The 17,221-nt window shown below is 35.6% G+C and carries 16 protein-coding genes; all 16 read right to left on the bottom strand.

Annotation, left to right across the window (positions count from 1 at the left end; all coding sequences use genetic code 11):
- The gene (locus tag LU635_RS15435) at positions 1 to 1,056 is read right to left on the bottom strand and encodes a glycosyltransferase family 4 protein (RefSeq protein WP_240100402.1); all 1,056 of its coding nucleotides are present in this window, start codon (positions 1,054 to 1,056) and stop codon (positions 1 to 3) included.
- A complete protein-coding gene (locus LU635_RS15430) occupies positions 1,053 to 2,168 on the bottom strand; it encodes a glycosyltransferase family 4 protein (RefSeq protein ID WP_240100401.1) in 1,116 nt (371 codons plus the stop codon). Before LU635_RS15430 ends, LU635_RS15435 begins: the two co-directional genes overlap by 4 nt.
- On the bottom strand, positions 2,165 to 2,974 hold the full coding sequence (locus LU635_RS15425; protein ID WP_240100400.1) for a class I SAM-dependent methyltransferase: 810 nt from the start codon (positions 2,972 to 2,974) through the stop codon (positions 2,165 to 2,167). The genes LU635_RS15430 and LU635_RS15425 overlap by 4 nt, the downstream gene beginning before the upstream one ends.
- Complete coding sequence (locus LU635_RS15420; RefSeq protein WP_240100399.1) at positions 2,967 to 3,965, bottom strand: glucosamine inositolphosphorylceramide transferase family protein; 999 nt, start codon at positions 3,963 to 3,965, stop codon at positions 2,967 to 2,969. Before LU635_RS15420 ends, LU635_RS15425 begins: the two co-directional genes overlap by 8 nt.
- The gene (locus LU635_RS15415) at positions 3,958 to 4,971 is read right to left on the bottom strand and encodes a glycosyltransferase family 2 protein (RefSeq protein ID WP_240100398.1); all 1,014 of its coding nucleotides are present in this window, start codon (positions 4,969 to 4,971) and stop codon (positions 3,958 to 3,960) included. The genes LU635_RS15420 and LU635_RS15415 overlap by 8 nt, the downstream gene beginning before the upstream one ends.
- Complete coding sequence (locus tag LU635_RS15410) at positions 4,968 to 6,200, bottom strand: glycosyltransferase family 2 protein (RefSeq protein ID WP_240100397.1); 1,233 nt, start codon at positions 6,198 to 6,200, stop codon at positions 4,968 to 4,970. Before LU635_RS15410 ends, LU635_RS15415 begins: the two co-directional genes overlap by 4 nt.
- A 377-nt stretch (positions 6,201 to 6,577) precedes the next feature.
- Positions 6,578 to 7,720 (bottom strand): glycosyltransferase family 4 protein, encoded by a 1,143-nt coding sequence (locus tag LU635_RS15405; RefSeq protein ID WP_240100396.1) that lies wholly within the window; start codon positions 7,718 to 7,720, stop codon positions 6,578 to 6,580.
- A 23-nt stretch (positions 7,721 to 7,743) separates the two neighbouring features.
- A complete protein-coding gene (locus LU635_RS15400; protein ID WP_240100395.1) occupies positions 7,744 to 9,144 on the bottom strand; it encodes a glycosyltransferase family 28 protein in 1,401 nt (466 codons plus the stop codon).
- Positions 9,145 to 9,150: 6 nt separating this feature from the next.
- Positions 9,151 to 10,290, bottom strand: a complete 1,140-nt coding sequence (neuC, locus tag LU635_RS15395) for a UDP-N-acetylglucosamine 2-epimerase (RefSeq protein WP_240100394.1) — start codon at positions 10,288 to 10,290, stop codon at positions 9,151 to 9,153.
- A 9-nt stretch (positions 10,291 to 10,299) separates the two neighbouring features.
- Positions 10,300 to 11,373 (bottom strand): N-acetylneuraminate synthase family protein, encoded by a 1,074-nt coding sequence (locus LU635_RS15390; RefSeq protein WP_279343908.1) that lies wholly within the window; start codon positions 11,371 to 11,373, stop codon positions 10,300 to 10,302.
- On the bottom strand, positions 11,370 to 12,059 hold the full coding sequence (locus LU635_RS15385) for an acylneuraminate cytidylyltransferase family protein (RefSeq protein WP_255749896.1): 690 nt from the start codon (positions 12,057 to 12,059) through the stop codon (positions 11,370 to 11,372). The genes LU635_RS15390 and LU635_RS15385 overlap by 4 nt, the downstream gene beginning before the upstream one ends.
- 4 nt (positions 12,060 to 12,063) lie before the next feature.
- Positions 12,064 to 12,690, bottom strand: a complete 627-nt coding sequence (locus LU635_RS15380) for a class I SAM-dependent methyltransferase (RefSeq protein ID WP_240100393.1) — start codon at positions 12,688 to 12,690, stop codon at positions 12,064 to 12,066.
- Positions 12,691 to 12,692: 2 nt separating this feature from the next.
- A complete protein-coding gene (locus LU635_RS15375) occupies positions 12,693 to 13,778 on the bottom strand; it encodes a glycosyltransferase family 2 protein (RefSeq protein WP_240100392.1) in 1,086 nt (361 codons plus the stop codon).
- Positions 13,779 to 13,795: 17 nt separating this feature from the next.
- Positions 13,796 to 14,542 (bottom strand): glycosyltransferase family protein, encoded by a 747-nt coding sequence (locus LU635_RS15370; protein WP_240100391.1) that lies wholly within the window; start codon positions 14,540 to 14,542, stop codon positions 13,796 to 13,798.
- A 600-nt stretch (positions 14,543 to 15,142) separates the two neighbouring features.
- Positions 15,143 to 16,255 (bottom strand): non-hydrolyzing UDP-N-acetylglucosamine 2-epimerase, encoded by a 1,113-nt coding sequence (gene wecB, locus LU635_RS15365; RefSeq protein WP_240100390.1) that lies wholly within the window; start codon positions 16,253 to 16,255, stop codon positions 15,143 to 15,145.
- Between the two features lie 9 nt (positions 16,256 to 16,264).
- The gene (locus LU635_RS15360; protein WP_240100389.1) at positions 16,265 to 17,212 is read right to left on the bottom strand and encodes a glycosyltransferase family 2 protein; all 948 of its coding nucleotides are present in this window, start codon (positions 17,210 to 17,212) and stop codon (positions 16,265 to 16,267) included.
- Positions 17,213 to 17,221 lie beyond the last annotated feature (9 nt).

The following is a 17,221-nucleotide window of genomic DNA, read 5'->3' as shown; positions in this document are numbered from 1 at the left end:
TCAGATTTTTGAGATGAACTTTTGAAATTCGGATAGAATAGCTTCCTCAGAATAATCATTTTTTATCCTTCTATTGAAATTTATAGAATCTTGTTTAGATTTTTCCCTATTTTCCAGGTAATATTTCATTGCTGCAGCCAGTTCCTCTGGCTTATTAGCTTCCACTAAAAATCCATCATCTTCAATAATATTACTGCATTCACCTACTTTAGTGCAAATCACAGGTATACCGGCCATACCATATTCCAGTAGTGCCAAAGGCAATCCTTCAGAATTTGATGATAACACTCCCATATCGGCATCTGCTAGAAAATTCATAACATTACTCACTTCTCCGTCATAAAAAATTCCTGGATTATTTTCAACCAGGGTTTTTACTTCAAAAAAGTAAGCATCGTCTGAATGTCGTCCAAACAAGTGCAAAGAAACATCAAATTTATGCTGGATCATCTTAAAGGCTTTGATTAAAGTAAAGTGATCTTTTTGGGGACGTAGATTAGCTACACAAACAATTTTAAATTGACAGTCTCCACGTAATACTTTTCTCTCTAAACTTATTGGCTGGTTTACGAAATTAGGTAAATAAATTAAAGGCTTTTTAAATTTTAATGTATGCTTAGCCCAGTTTCTCAAATTATTATTTACACTGATAATGCCATCAAAATATCTTGATGCTTTTTTTAATAATATGCTTTTCCTTTTATCTAAATTTTCGCTATCTCCAAAATGATCATGCCACACAACCTTAATTTTACTTCCAGAAATCTTGCATAAAACTGCCCAAAACCAAGAGCTTCCATGAGCCTGAATAATATCTATTTTATGTAAAGAAATAATCTTTTTCAATTTATAGAATGCTAAAAGATCTGCCGCATTCGATTTTTTTAAAAACTTATAACCCGGACTATACCTGATCTGTTCTGCGAGAAAACCTTCCTCTCTACTTACTGCTATATAGCTTTCAAATCCGCACTTTTTAACAGCTAAAAAATAATTCAGAGCCATTCTTTCAGCTCCACCTGAATTAAGCGTATCTATAAGCTGCAGTATCCTCATAGCATTTTTTTTATTTCAGAACTGAATTTCTCGGTTGTATAGATCTGAGACCATTGCTGTGCCATTCGAGATTTTTCTACTAATTCTCCAGATGAAGTGAGTAATTTAGATATTTTTTTTGCAACCCGGTTTCCTTCAGGATTGTTAATTATTATGCCTCTTTCTCCCTCACCCATCATCCATCTAACACAAGAAACCGAAGTACCAATCGGCACACAACCAAAAAACATAGCTTCTGCAATGGCCTTAGGCCATCCTTCGCTTTTAGAAAGCAACACAGAAAAGTGAGCTTTACGGTAAGCTTGTTTCAAATCTCCCAGATTCGCGCGGCCCTTGAAAACTATAATTTGATCAAGCTCTAATTCCTGAACCATTTGCATAAGTCTATTCTCCATAACCCCATCCCCGTAAATATCCAATTTACAATTCAGGCCAAGTTCCCTTAAGGATTTCATCATACCAATTGTTTCCTTCAAGCCTTTGCCTTCAACCATATTTCCGGAATAGATAAACTGGAAGGGAGGTTTAAATTCTTTTAAAACAGTTTCGCGTTCTTCTTCTGAAAAACTTGCCGTAAAAAAGGGAACTATATTTCTTGTTTGGTTTTTCCACTCTCCATAGACCAAAACCTTGATATTCCTGCTCAAAAAAGTATTACTCAATATCCATTTTTGCAGATTATAAGTCCAGGGTTGCCTGGCGCCTGGATCCCAATTCCCTGCATACTTAACGGTTTTAGATTTTTTCGGAAAAAAGATCTGAGCTATAACAGCTAACAAACCAATATTGCCAGGACATCTAATATGCAAATGATCTGCCTGACGCATCGCAGCAATAATTTTGTAAAAATTGACTGGAATTTTAACTAGCGCCTTGAGGAATTCTAATAAGTTTAGAAGATTAAAAGTAGAAATTTCTATAAAATTTAAATTATGATGAATATAATCTTCTCCTAAATCTCTGGTTTTGGAGGTCTTGGATAGAGGGGCTACTATGTGTACCTCATCAACATATCTTAACCACAAATTAATCTCCCTTACATAAGGACCGTAGGCATAATATCTTCTTTCATGCTTATGGTGAATTACATGAGTGAAAATTGCAAACTTCATTTGACAGGTTTTTTGACCATATGTAAACTTAAATGCATACAGGTAAACATATGTTTATCAGAATGGGCAGACATTTCCCAGTCTTCACGATGCCATAATTTTGCTTTATTAATTTTCTTTTCTTCAGAAACCGGCAACAGATTTGCAAAAACACTCCATTTAGCTTTACCAAGGACTGCTCTTCGTCCTCTAATTTCAAATGCTTCTTCAAATTTATAATAGGTCTTTTTTGAAAAAGGCCATTCCCAGTCCTTATCACTTTGAAATGGTCTATATATACTTCTGATCAATTTTATAGGAAGACTGGTTTGCAATGGGTCGTGGCTTACGATCTCACCTCCGTTGCTTAACTTCTCTTTTAACTTGGAAATAAGTTCATCAACATCTTTAAAATGATGAAGAACACCATAAGCGTAAATCAGGTCAAAATCTTTTTCTTTGAAGCCTTCTGATAGGAAATCGATCACCTCAGCCCTGGCACCGGGGATCTTTAAAATTCGCTGGCTTAAATTATCTATGCCTATGGGGCTTAGATCTATCCCTAGATACTCTCTGGAATTCTGAGCGAGATAAAAACTTAGAGAATTTCCTGCAAAACAGCCTAAATCAAGAACTTTTTTATTGGAAAGGTCCCCAAACCAAGCTTTGTGTAATTCATATATATCATGCTCCACTCCAATTCTCTTTTTAATCCTATTTAATGCTCCATTTCTAAAATAGGACCATATTCGGGTTGCAGCATTCTTTTTCTTAGTATTATAGAATTCCCTCTGTCGTTGGTTGATATTTTTATAATCTCTATTCAATAAATATTCGTCTTAGGTCATAAAAATTATACTTTAGGGAAGCTTTCCAATTAGCGATTCTTTCTTTTTCAGGAGATTTTATATCTCCGTCGAATACAATTTTGAATCGGCCTTTATATGGTAGAACAGACAGGTGATGCATACCTCTATTAAACCATTTGAGAGTATCTATTTTATCCAAATATGATTCCGCGTACTTCTCAAATTTAATTTCTTTATTAGTATATTTTAATTTGTATAATGAAATACCAGAGCCATACCCTCTATTATTTCTTTGTAAAGGTAAAAACCATTCACCTCCTACCTGAAAAAAATTACCTCCTGCCCTTGTTTCATCGCCATAACGTTCCTTAAAAAGATCGCTTTTAACCCATGGCCCGGTTAAACTATCTGAAGAATAAATGGTTTGTTTTAAATTTTCATCACTTACGCTAATCAACTTTATAGAATCAGTAATAAGTATAGCCGGATCTTTAAAAGTAACATCTTTAATTAAGGTATCAGAAACACTCCATTTACTTGGAAAACTATCTGCTTTATATAACAATACATTTCCCGATTGTTTAGATTCAGGGAGCATATAATATTCCCCACCCCATTTGAAAACCTGTGGAAAGGATAAATGGAAATCCTCATCCAGAATATCTCCTTCAAATTGAAAATCCTCCCCATTTCTTGATGTTAATAGACCTATATTTGCATTACCTTCGGCCTGATGCTCAAAAAAGATGTAATGAGTACTATCTTCAATAAAAATGAATGGATCTGCTAAAAACTGTGTTGATCCAGCGGTTTGCCCATTAAACCATTCCTTATCCAGAATAATGCTGTTCTTCACAGGTTCTTCTTCAAATACATTGGTAAGCGTATTCATTCCTATGGACCAACCGTCCCCTTTTATGGTGAAAAAATTATATCTCCAGTTTGCTATCATGATAATGATGCATAGCAAAAGAATAATATATAGAAGTGCTCTAAAAGCCTTATTCACTCGTTCGATTTTTAAAGATTAAAGAAAACCAACCGGCAATTCTGCCAAAACTTTCGGTGAGCGCCTCTTTTCGTTTTGGAGTTGAAATCACATTGCCAAGTCGTACTAAAGTTAATAAATATGCTGTACCATGCCATTTTAAACGAGCTTTTAGACTGGGATCTGGATATTTAACCCTCCATACATACCAACCATTTCTGATCACCATTTTACCAAACTTATATTTATTTGGACGTCCAGCTTGTTCATGGTAATGCACCACCCGGGCAGCACAATTCACATATAGTTGACCAATTTTTGACGTTCTTAAACAAAAATCCATATCCTCGTAAAGTCCATAACCTTCAAAATAGGAGGAGAATTTAATTTTTTGAAAAAGACAGCTTCGATAAGAGGATACACCACCCATAAAGAACTCAACCTCATAAATTTTATCGGAAGGCGGTAAAAATCCTGTCGAGAAGCCATGAGAAAATTCCGGCATGAACCCAGGCGGCTTATCTGATAATAATCCTAATCTTTTTCTAAAAACATTCCGCTGTCCCAGCTTACGCACGTAATTGTCTATTATAAATTCATCAAATTTCGGTTTATAGTTCCCTTCTTCTTTTCGCCAGTAAGTATCGTCATCTATCCAGCCTCCAACTGCTATAGCCTCTGGCTTTTTTCTATAGGTAGAGAGCAATTGTGCGAAATAATTCTTCTCCAGTACTAGATCATCATCTGCAAAACAAATAACATCTACATTGCCACTATGACGTATCCCATAATTTCTCTGTTTAGTCAGCCCCCTATCCTCTTCCCCTACTTTAAAATATTTCAGTTTTGCATACTGATACTCATCTATGATCTTCTTGGTTTCTTCGGTAACAGATCCATCAATAATAAGAATCTCATCGGGATATTCTGTTTGTTTTTTTACCGAGTCTAGCAAACGCTTTAAACTGGAAGCCCTTTCGTAGGTACAGACAATTAGGCTGAAGCTGATTTTTTCCTCCTTTATCATCGCTTAGTTTCAGTTGTATCCAATGTATCCAATCTTTCACACAAACTTTCACTGAGTTTCCACCGCTTTTGCATTGATCGAAAATAAAGAAAAGGATTTATGATCTTTTGATTCCTATAATATTTTATAAATAACGATATCTTGAATCCCTTTACCATCGGGCTGGAATAATATTGTTTTATAAGAAACATCATTGTAGGAGAAGGTTTTGGTTCCAAATCTTGTTCTTTCCATTCATTAATCCCTGGTGTTCTGAACCCCCCTGTTTTTGCTTTTAAATGAGTAAATTTTAAATCGGGATGATAAATAATATCACACCCCAAATTTCTTAGCTGCATACCATAATCAATATCTTCTCCGAAACCGAATTCCAAATACTTTGAGAATTTACATTTCAAAGCATACTCACTTTTAACAAGAGCGTTTGCCGAACCAAAAGCGCCCCATTGTTTAATTTTTGAAAACACGGTTTTTTCCCCCGGTTGTAAAGAATTAAGATTAAGACAATTCACACCTAGTCTTTTTAGTTCTTTTAAACTATTTTCCAGCAGCCTCGGCTCAATTCTAATATCGTCATCGGCAAATAACACCCAATTTGATCTTACTTCTTTTAAGGCAAGATTTCTTGCATTACATGCACCTGTTTGATGAATAAAATGATGCACAATCTTAAAAGGCCACTGCTCTTTCAAAAAAGGCAATTTCGAAATTGAAGTAGGATCCGGATCTTGCTCTATAATAATAACCCTTTCCGGTAATTTAGTTTGGTTAGCAAAATCATGAAGAAGATTTTTTATATAACCGGATCTGGAAAGAGTAGGAATAATGACATCAATTGATTGGTCTACCTTTGTAAACTTTTTTTTCTCTTTTTCCATTTTAATTTTAACCTTCTTTTTAAAAAAGGATTTTAAGAAAAAGCTTTTACCTAAAGCTATTATGGGAAACTTTTTTTCATACTTCCAATAACAAAAAAAAAGAATCCAAAGCCATTGCTGATTATAATGTTGGGCGACAAAACCGAACAAATCCACAGTTTTAGCTTTTGATTTTAAGGAAAGGTTTTGCTTGACATTAAAAATTGATGGATTTAAATAACAGAACAGGGAATTCTGCTGGCCAATTTTAGCTATGGAACTTAGCAAATATTCAAAATTGGAGATATTGTAAAGAATTTTCTTGAAAGAAAGCGCCGATTCTCCATAAATCCCACCAATATCACTACTCATAAGCCAGGACGCATATTTTACATTCAGATTTGGTTTAACAAACGGAAGCTGGTCAATGTACCCTATTTGATCTGGAATAAATCTGGATTTAATACTGTAGGAAGCCATTACATTTTTCGTAGGAAAAGCCGCTTTTATTTTATTTTTATCAATCCCCGAAAAATATTCTTCTTCACACCATATAATTAGTTCTGCCGGGAATTTTTCTGCCAGTTCCCAGAATACCTGAATAATTGACCTGCTTTTTAATGATAATTTCTCCTCCTCTTTAATAGCTCTCAGAAATTCATAGGCATTTCGGTGAATCAGAAAAATCATTAGGAATAATTTGGTTTTAAATTTAATGCTTTTATTATCTGCTTTTTGCTTAAAATCATTTAATAGTGATGAAGAATTTTTTTATAAAATTCAATATTCTTTTTCACCACGACTTCTGAAGAGAATTTTTTCTTCACCTGCTCTCTTGCCTGTTTTCCTACAGATTCTCTCAAATCTTCATTATCCAGAAGTCGGACTATTTTTTCAGCATAGGCTTTATGGGAACGAGGGTCTTCCATAAATCCTGTTTTTCCATCTACCATTACTTCAGGAGCCCAACCAATATTGGAAGTTACAACAGCCTTTTCCATAGCCATAGCTTCTATCCAGGTCATGGGCAGGGCCTCAGCGAAACTAGGTAATACCACTACAGCCGCTTCCGCTATATGGGTTTTGACCTCACTGTAATCTACGGCTCCCAGATAACTAAATCTTTCTGTTGCTTTTTCGGACAAATTCTGCCTGAACAATTCAATAGTAGATCTGTTCTCAAAAATATCAATAACATCCTTGCCAATAATTACCAGCTCAGAATCAGGCCTTTCTTTTACAACCTCATTAAAGATCTTACTAAGCTCAAGAACACCTTTTTTGCGGATTACCGTTCCAAAATAAAGGATCCTGTTTTCTACTGGCTTCTTTGCTGCAGGTAAGAATTTGTCAATTTCTATGCTATTCGGTATAATGCTGAAAGGGAGTTCCAGGTTAAAGATCTCATTCGTTTTGATTGCCGTAAATTGACTTACCGAAATATGATGATCAGCATTTTTAAGTGCCACTTTTTCAAATAACCTGTTCTTCAGTTTCTGCTTCCGGTTCTCCATTTCACAGAAATAGGCATCAGAACCATTCAATCTTATCACTACCGGACAATTTATCCTCATAAATGCAGTGATACCTGTCCAGTCTGTTGCTTCTATAACCTCAACTTTCTCTTTCTCAATTAACCTGTTCAGGAATTTCTGTATATATTTTCTATGGAAGAACCATCCTCCAAACGCATAGTGCTGATGTTTCAGAAGATAAAATCGAATGCCATTTTCCTCCAACTCCCTGTCCAGGGATTGTTCATATACTATTACGCTCACCCTGATATTATTCCTTACAAGGCTGTCTGCCAGATTCTTTATACTGGTTCCCAATCCACCTGAAGGGCCTGTTAGTTCATGGGGATATTCTGGTGTTAGGAAAGCAATGTGCATTTCAGAGTGGGATTGTTTTAAATTTATGACACCTTCCGGGAAGGCAAATTAGAAATAAAATTCCAGAATCTTTCAGAAGCCTTTTCCGCAGGCTGAATATTTATCTTTTTAAACCATTTTAGCGAATTTTCCACATTTGATGAAACCTCTTCCTCAAGAACTTTCTTTATCACGCCTGGTATTTCATCCTTATTATCTATCCAAAGAACAGCATTCCTGTTAGGCATACTCCTAAAATGTACATAATCGTATATAATAGCTACATCTTTTAAAGCACTTTTGCCTTCCGGATCGTAATTAATAAAAGCACAGGGCTTTTTATAGCTGGCATAATCAAAAACCATAGACGAGCCCAGATTGATGACCATAAAAGTGTTGGAAATAATACTGGTTTGTAATCCAGGATCCTCCTCTTTGGGCAGGATCTCATTCCAGGATTCCCCTGCTTTATACCATTCAGGCTTTATTTCAGTAATAATATGTTTATAGTTTTCAAGGATATCATCATATCGGCCGGAATGATCTACAGGAGATCTTCTGAAAATAATTCCAATATCATAACCCCGGGAATTAAGTTTCTCAACCGCTTTAGCTGTGTCTTGCAAATAGGCCTCATCATATGGAGAAGTAGTAATATCATCTCCCGAAAAACAGAGATATTTTCGGGAAATTTGCAGTCCAAAATTATTGATGAATCTCTCTCTTTTCAGTCTTTTTTGATCGTTGAAGTGTATTTCAAACTGCGGAGTTCCGGTGATAATAACCTTCTCTTCTAAAATATATGGATAATATTTAATTAGCTCCTGTTTCATGTGATCGCTCCACACAAAATAGAAATCGGCATCGATCACTTTGGTCGCCTTGGGCAGATTGTCCCAGGAAAAAATAAAGCAGCCCGTTGGAATTCCCAGATCCCTGGCAGCAAGCACCGGTGCTATTGCCGTTAACGGACGCTGGTTGGTGCAAAAGAGAAAGTCTGGTTGTTCCCGCTTCAGTACTTCAAGACATTCGGTATAATATTTAGATCTTCTCTCAGCTTCTTCCATCCTTTTCTGCAGATGTTTTACACCTTTTTCGCCTGAATGCATATTTACCATCATCCTGACAAAAGAATTCTTTAGTCGGGTTTTCAAACCGTTACCAGAAGAAGGAAATTTATAGGTCTGGTAGACGGGATCATTGAATTTCGAAGTAAAATGATTCAGCTCACTTTCTATTTTCGCTCTTTTATAAAGATCGGTCACCGCCCTTGGTTCAGGTTTGAGTTTGATCTGTTTCAGTCCTTTTTCAGAAAGATCTTTCGAGGTCTGATTCCAGAAAATGATATCATATCCCAGCTGCTTTCCTATTTCAGGAAATGATCCGTAAGCAAAATTCTTCAATCCAACCCCGTCTGGTATTAAAACAAATATCTTCTTAATCAAGGGCAGTTAATTTAAATCTCTGAACTGTTTTTGATGCTCTATATCCCATATATCCCCTTTTTGGAGCAGGTTTAGAAATTTCCTGGCGCTGTCACCGTTCCCAAAATCAAATCCTTCCTCAGAAAATGTAACTTCTTTTGTTCTGTCTATCGACTTTAGAATATTTCCCACGGAATAATCACAGTTTATTATCTGGGTATTTGCCGACCTGTTCTTCTGGCGTGTACCTATATTCACGGATGGAATCTTATAATAATGTGCTTCACGTATACCAGCGCTACTGTTCCCAATGATAAACTTTGCATTTTTAAGCAGACTCAGGAAATATTCAAACCTTAAAGACGGAATGATTCGGAATTTCGAATTATTTTCAAGTCGTTTATACTCTTGCAGGATTATCCCCGTGCCACGATCATTATTAGGATATATAACCACATAATTGTGATTATCCTCCAGGAGGGCATTTACAAAATTCGAAGCATGCTTTTCCATGAGGGCCGCTTCCGTAGTGACCGGATGGAACATGGCAATTGCATATTCTTCAAAATCTATTTCATAATATTCTTTGACCGTTTTTAATGCCGGCAGATTCTCTGAAAACATGATATCGATATCTGGTGAGCCTATTTTAAAAACAGAGCTTTCCAGTTCTCCCATTTGAATGAGCCTTCTTTTTGCCTGGTCATTGGCAACAAAATGTACATGGCTAAGTTTGGTTACACTATGCCGAATGAGTTCATCAATGGTTCCGGAAAGTTCACCACCTTCTATATGTGCCACCAGAATATTATTGAGAGATCCCACTATGGCTCCGGCTAATGTTTCTATCCTGTCGCCGTGAACCACTATCAAATCTGGATTTTCTTCTTTTACATGGGAAGAAAGTCCTTCTATGGTTTTTGCCAGGCTTAGATCCATGGTCATCTCGCTGGTATGGTTTTCAAAGGTCTTTATATTTTTAAACCCTGCTTTTTCAAGCTCCAGTACCGTGTAACCATACTTTCTTTGCAGATGCATTCCGGTAGCGAATATTATATATTCAAAACCCGGTTCTTCCCTTACTACCTGCATTAGGCTCTTTAGCTTCCCAAAATCAGCCCGGGTCCCGGTTATGAATAATATTTTTTTTGATACTTTTTCTTTCATTCAAAACCCTTATGTATTTACATCTTCCCAGCCAATTAACTCATCGGCTTCTATATCCTTTACAGCAATCTTTCCAATAATCTGATCAAAGAATTCAGCTGAAATTTCTCCTGTACCTGGTCTTTTTACCCATGTATTCCTGGGTGTGAAAGTTTCCCCAGCTTTGATTGGCAAAATGCTACATACACTTGCAAATGCAAAATCACTTGTAATTTTCTCTTCCTCAGCAGGACCTTTTTTACCTCCTCTCATCAGTGCAATCTCAGCAGATGATTTTATTAAATTTCTGCAATTAATCTCATCCATACTACAAAGTATATCGGGTCCGGAGCGATCCATGTGATCTGTGAAATGTCTTTCCAGAAGGGAAGCGCCAAGGGCAACTGCACCAAGACAGGCATTATTATTTAAAGTATGATCAGACAGGCCAAAAACCTTATCGGGAAATGACTGATGAAGTTCCTGCATAGCCCCATATCTAACTAATTGAGGAGGTGTGGGATAAAGATTGGTGGTATGCATTAAAGCAAGGGGTACTTCATAATCATCGAAAACAGAAACAGCCTTACGTATACTGTTGATTGTATTCATACCGGTGCTTAAAATCACAGGTTTACCAAACCTGGCAATATGCTCTAACAAAGGATAATTATTGCATTCCCCACTTCCGATTTTAAATGCAGGTACATCAAAAGAATTTAGCCGATTGGCGGCCGCCCTGGAAAACGGTGTTGAAATAAATATCATATCATTTCCTTCAACATAATACTTTAGCTCCAGCTCCTCTGCCTCACTTAAAGAGCATCTTTTCATAATTTCATAGATAGAAACCTCAGCATTTCCAGGAATTACATTTTTTGCTGCCTTGGTCATTTCATCTTCAACAATATGAGTTTGATGCTTCACCATCTCCACCCCAGCTCTTTTAGCGGCATCCACCATTTCTTTAGCCACTTTCAGGGAACCTTCATGATTGATACCTATTTCTGCTACAACCAACGGTGGGTAATCCATTCCAATTTTTCTGCCTGAAATTTCTATATAAGGATTTTCTGGTTTTTTATTTTCATCTGACTCACTCATGATAAAGAATCATTTTTCGATTTATCACTCTCATATAAAAATTCTGCGTATCTCAAATCTTCAAGAGTGTCTATATCCACTTTTCCATATAAATGATTAACCTCATAAGGTAAATTTTTCTCTCCTAACAAAACATTATTCAAAATAATATCTGAACGCATAATATAAATCAATCCATTTTCATAATAAAGAGGATCCATATCCTGGCTCCTTTGACCAATTGTATAATTAAATGGAACAAATCTTTCCTTTTCAATCTTTCCTAATTTATGATAGTTTCTACTTACAGTCATTAAACTGTCATAATCTCCAGATTGAAATTCTTTAAATGCATTTTTGAGTAAATTATCGGGACGCAATGGATTCGTTGGTTGTAATAGAACAGTCACTCCATATTTGTTGTCTAAGTTCATCAAAGCATGTTTAAGAGCCGATACTGTGGAGCTTTTGTCTCCGGAAAGTTCTGCGGGTCTCCTCACTACAGTTGCACCTGAGCTTATAGCCACCTTTCTGATTTCTTCAGAATCTGTACTTACTACAATATCATCAATAATCTCAGAGTTTGCCATAGCATAATTAATACTATGCTCCACTAACGTGATACCCCCTATCAATTGTAAATTTTTATTGGGTAATCTTTTTGAGCCTCCACGGGCTGGAATTATCCCTACAGTTCTTATAGCCAATATCCTATTTGTTTATATTTTCCAATCGATAAATTGATTGTTTTCTCCACTCAAGATAATCAACAATTTCAAATCCATTTCGCTTAAAGATATCTCTCAGATCTGAGTTAGTATAGTCACTTAACCAACCCTCTTTTAATCTATTCGCTCCTGAAATATCACTACACGCATATGTGAGATTAATATATTTTAAAGAACCTGCAAGTTTTTCAAAAAGCCGATCCAAGTCATAAACATATTCAAGCACTCCACTAAATATAGCCGTATCGTAACTTTGCAAGTTAATCATCTCATCATCATTGAGATCACAGTATATCACATTTGAATCCCTTACATAAATATCTGAAGGGGTATAATCACAATTTGCAGGAAGATAATCTTTCAAATGCATATTCCCGGCTCCAAACTCAATAACTTTAGCTTCAGGTCTTACCATTTTAGCAAGGATTATTGATCTTTCTTTCCAGTCTTCATTTAATTCACTGTTTTTCTTCCATCGCTTAATATCAGATCTTTTTTGCTCTTTTAGCTTCTTAGTTTTATTAGCTCTTCTTCTTTTTGCAATTGACTCATAAGATTTCCTGAATCTAAAAGAGAGTATTTTAATTATTTTACCCAACGTTTTCAGCATTCTTACATTTCGATTTTAAATGTTATGGAACGCAAATCCTTTGATATTTTATATGAATAATTTGATCTATGATAATAAAATATGATATGTTTTAACAACAGGTCATTAATGTCCTTTAGGGAACTATAAATTTGAGTCTGCTTTTTTAAGAGCTTTTTCAATTTATACTTCGGGGAATTAAAATAAAGGGATTCCACAACTTCAACTTCTACAATCTCTTCTTTTAAATAAGGCAATTCCACAAAAAGCAAATGTTCAATTTCGGCAAGTATGTTATTGAGTTTTATTCTTTTAGTGGGGCTATTCAGTAAATCTTTTCTTGATTGGGGAATAATTTCTCCCCAGTCAGTTTGATTAACAGGATCTACAGCCTTCTCCCTTTTATGATATAAATAGTGTTGCTCGTTTATTCTTAAAACATTTTTCAACCTTGGATAATGATCTAATACTCTTGTTTGCGAGTTTTCATAAGATTTGTGCCATATATGATAGAAATATACCTCTTCAATGAATTGAGATGTCAATCCATAGTTTTCCAGGCGTGTATATAAATCTACATCCTCAGATCCATAGAAATGATAAAACTCATCATAACCTTTTATTTGGAAAAAGGATTCTCTTGTTGTTAAAATCATTCCATTCACACTTCCATATCTGCTTGGTTGGAGTGCATCAAACTGAATTCCCTTTTTTATTTTTTTTGATTCTTTTTCATCGAGATATCCCATTTTAAAATTATAAAATACTCCTGTGGTGGCAATTTCTTCGAGATAAGAAACAGCTTTGGGATGAAAAATAAGATCAATATCAGCTATAAAATTAAATGGATTGGATGCCTTTTTTATTCCAAAGTTCAGAGCCCTGCTCTTATTCCATAATTGATGGGAAACATCTAAATAGATATACTTTACAAAGTCAAATTTCTTAATTAATTTTTCAATTTTACCCGAATAAAATTCATTACTTCCATAATTCACAAAGATCACCTCGAAGTCACATCCAGACTGGTCTTTTAATGACTGGAGTGATGCTTGCACACGTGAAACCTCTCTATCTCTATATGCATAAATGATACTTATTTTATTCATATCCTTTTGATGTGAAATTAAAGCTTTTGGCCTAAGCTGTTAAAGATTTTATTAATTTCATCTTTAAGATATTCAGGTCCTAAGTATTTTTTAAGGTCTGGTCTATTAAGGCTCAAGACACCTGAAGCCTTTTTCCATCTGTAATATAATTCTTCAATCATATTAGTAATTCCCTCTTTATCATCAATTGACGTAGAGTAAGGATAGTTTTCTCCCAGTAATCTATTGGATTCACTAAGCACAGGTCCCAGATATAAAATTGGTTTATCAGCCTGAACACAGTGTGGAAATTTTCCCGGTAAAAATGGGCTTATCTCAGATTTAGCTTCCAATATAATATTGACTGAACTATAACTTTGTAAGGAATGGACATAATTGAATGGCAGTTTTTCTTCTACCAGAATTAGTTGGTCTAATACTGACTTTTTCTTGTTTAACCAATTTGAAAATACGCTTCTACCTCCCACTAAAATTAATCGAGAATCCTTTTCTGCCTCCGGATTTCTATTTAAAAAAGCTTCAAATGATTCTACCAGCACTTTAGGATTTCTTGGTTTTAATAAAGAACCCGCATGCATGAGGTTAAAATACTTACTATTAAAATATTCCGGAAGGTTAGCATTATCAACCTCAATTTCAAATACCTGATGAGGAATAATATATCCCGTATCAGTGAATTTAGGATAATAACTCGCCATCCAATCTTTTAATAACAAGCTGGGAAAAGCACTGAATGCTGCTTTTTCTGAAATATCCCTGATCAATTCCCATTTTTTTCTGTAGCCGGGTTCTACCCAGGCAAATGGTCGTGGGTAAAGATGCATTGGATAGGGATCATGGATATAGGCGAGCCATTTCTGATGTAACTCGGGAAGCTTTAATAAGGCATGATGAGGACGGAAACTACCTGCCTGACTTAAAGTTATAATCAGTTCCGAATTAGTCTCATTACTTTTTTTCAGTTTAGAAACAATACTATTTCTATCATTAAAAAGAGTAAATGAAAATCCAAAAAATTTTTCCAGCTGCTTATTAGGTTCTATCTTAAAAAAATACCGAATATATCGCTCAAGTCGGCTTAAAAAGAATAAAAAACTCCTCCTGTTTTCCCTAATTTCAGTACATTCAATCCCTTTTAAGCGAATATTTTTTTGTGAATAATGATAAACTCTTAGATCAAAACCAGCTTCGTGCAGATTATTTATAAAAGCTACATTAGCCTTAGCTCCACTACTCCCGTCTACATCGATGGACTCAACTACTACTAAAATCTTTCTTTTAGGTGGCAAATTTGAAGGCTTTTATTCTGTAAAGCTAAAAATTTAGCTGAATATTCTGTTATAGCTTATTAAATCCTCTTCATCCTAGTCCTTTCCCGAACAAAAAAGTGACAATTCATCAATAATCTTAATTGCTGCGGTTCCATCTCCATATGGGTTTTCAATATCAGAAAAAGGATCATCCGGTTTCAGATATTTATGGGACTCGGCAACAATTTTATTTTTATCTGCACCTGTAAGTACCGCTAAACCTGCTTCCACAACTTCCATCCTTTCAGTAAGATCTCTGGTAACTATAACAGGCGTTTTAAATGATGGCGCCTCTTCCTGAATTCCTCCGGAATCTGAAATAATGAGTTTTGCTCTGTTCATCAACCAAATCATTTCGGGATATGATACAGGTTCTACCAAATGTATGTTTTCCATGTTTCCAAGCTGATCGTATACTGGTCCTTTCACATTCGGATTAAGGTGTACCGGATAAATGATTTGGGTATTATCTCTTTTCGAAAGTTCTTTTATGGCCTCACAAATCTCCATTAACCCATGGCCAAAATTCTCTCTTCTATGACCTGTAACTAAAATCAAATCCTTTTCAGGATCAATTAGATCATTTAAATGTTCATCTATGCTAACTTCCTTAAGTTTGATTTTATTTAAAGCCCAGTGGAGAGCATCAACTATTGTATTTCCCACCAATCTGGTAGTATTTTCTGGAATATTTTCTCTGATTAAATTGTCTATCGCACTTTGAGTAGGTGCAAAATGTAAGTCAGCTATCCTGGCAATCATCTGCCTGTTCAATTCCTCCGGATATGGGGCAGCCTTATCAAAGGTTCTTAAACCTGCTTCAACATGAGCCACCGGGATCTTCTTGTTAAAAGCGGCCAGCGAAACTATCGCGGCACTGGTAGTATCACCCTGTACCAGCAACACATCAGGCTTTTCTGCATCCAGAATTTCATCAGCTTTCGAAAGAATACGTGAAGCAATCATGTTCAATGACTGTCCCGATTGCATAATCTCCATATCATAATCCGGCTGAAACTGAAAAAAATCAAATATCGGGGCTAACATTTCCCTATGCTGACCCGTTGAAATTATTCTAAATGGAATATTCCGTTTTTTTAGTTCATGACAAACGGGTGCCATTTTTATAGCCTCAGGCCTTGTACCAATGCATATTAAAACTTTCAAAGCAGTAAACTATTTAAAATAACGTTTGTACCATGGCATAACTATCTTAAAGATTTTATATCTGGTAATGTAATAAGTATATCGGGAAGGGTAGACACCATTTTCTATAAATAAATATTTATTATTCCGGATTAACTCTTTATCAGACTTACCAAATAACAAAAGTAATTTTCGCAACTTCCATTTCATAAAACTTTTAGCCTGTACATCTCTAAGTTTAAGGTGTGCCTGAATTAATTTATATCCATAAATAAGTGAAGCTAAATTTTTTGAATTAAAAGAGCTGCTTATTCTTTCGCCATCATGCACTCCATAAAGAACTCTGCATCCCTTAGTGTTCACCAATCCGTTTGAGACCAGGATTATCCTTGTAAAATACTCGGCATCCTGGTTTATGGATAAATGAATATTCCAGGGACCAGCTAGTGCAGCGAGGGCCCGGGGAATCAGATAGGCGTGAGGAGGAACATATGTTTCCCTTTTTACCAGTGAATTAAAAAAATCTTGTGGCAGAAGTACCTCATCATCATCAATAACATTGTGTGGTTCAAAATCTTTACCCTCCCAGTAGACATCCCAGTCGCAGGTAGTGAATTGTTTTAGATCAGCCTCTTCAAGTTTTTGAACCTGCAACTCTAGTTTATTCTCTGAAAGAAGGTCATCATCGTCCAACCACTGGATATATTTACCCCTGCTTTTGACAAATCCGTAATTTCTTGCACCACACGCACCTTTAGCAAAATCCTTACTTCTAATGTAATACTGAAATCTTTGATCTTCACCTGAAATTTTTTCTACTACAGCTGCTGTATTATCGGTGCTGCCATCATCTACTATAATGCATTCCCAGTTTTGCAAACTTTGGTTCTTTACCGATTTCAGGGTCTTTTCCAAATATTTACTCCTGTTAAAAGTAGGAACAATGATAGAAACAAGAATATTTGGGTCGATGTCCATTCACTTAAA

This window comes from Christiangramia crocea (assembly GCF_022410465.1).
In the GTDB taxonomy this organism is placed as follows: domain Bacteria; phylum Bacteroidota; class Bacteroidia; order Flavobacteriales; family Flavobacteriaceae; genus Christiangramia; species Christiangramia crocea.
The sequence above is the reverse complement of the archived record's forward strand: the minus strand, read 5'-3'. Positions and strand labels throughout refer to the sequence as shown.

Excerpts from the sequence above, each read along its gene's own strand:
- LU635_RS15435 (WP_240100402.1), bottom strand. The coding sequence starts at position 1,056 with ATGAGGATACTGCAGCTTATAGATACGCTTAATTCAGGTGGAGCTGAA.
- LU635_RS15430 (WP_240100401.1), bottom strand. The coding sequence starts at position 2,168 with ATGAAGTTTGCAATTTTCACTCATGTAATTCACCATAAGCATGAAAGA.
- LU635_RS15415 (WP_240100398.1), bottom strand. The coding sequence starts at position 4,971 with ATGATAAAGGAGGAAAAAATCAGCTTCAGCCTAATTGTCTGTACCTAC.
- LU635_RS15410 (WP_240100397.1), bottom strand. The coding sequence starts at position 6,200 with ATGAGTAGTGATATTGGTGGGATTTATGGAGAATCGGCGCTTTCTTTC.
- LU635_RS15405 (WP_240100396.1), bottom strand. The coding sequence starts at position 7,720 with ATGCACATTGCTTTCCTAACACCAGAATATCCCCATGAACTAACAGGC.
- neuC (WP_240100394.1), bottom strand. The coding sequence starts at position 10,290 with ATGAAAGAAAAAGTATCAAAAAAAATATTATTCATAACCGGGACCCGG.
- LU635_RS15390 (WP_279343908.1), bottom strand. The coding sequence starts at position 11,373 with ATGAGTGAGTCAGATGAAAATAAAAAACCAGAAAATCCTTATATAGAA.
- LU635_RS15380 (WP_240100393.1), bottom strand. The coding sequence starts at position 12,690 with ATGCTGAAAACGTTGGGTAAAATAATTAAAATACTCTCTTTTAGATTC.
- LU635_RS15375 (WP_240100392.1), bottom strand. The coding sequence starts at position 13,778 with ATGAATAAAATAAGTATCATTTATGCATATAGAGATAGAGAGGTTTCA.
- LU635_RS15360 (WP_240100389.1), bottom strand. The coding sequence starts at position 17,212 with ATGGACATCGACCCAAATATTCTTGTTTCTATCATTGTTCCTACTTTT.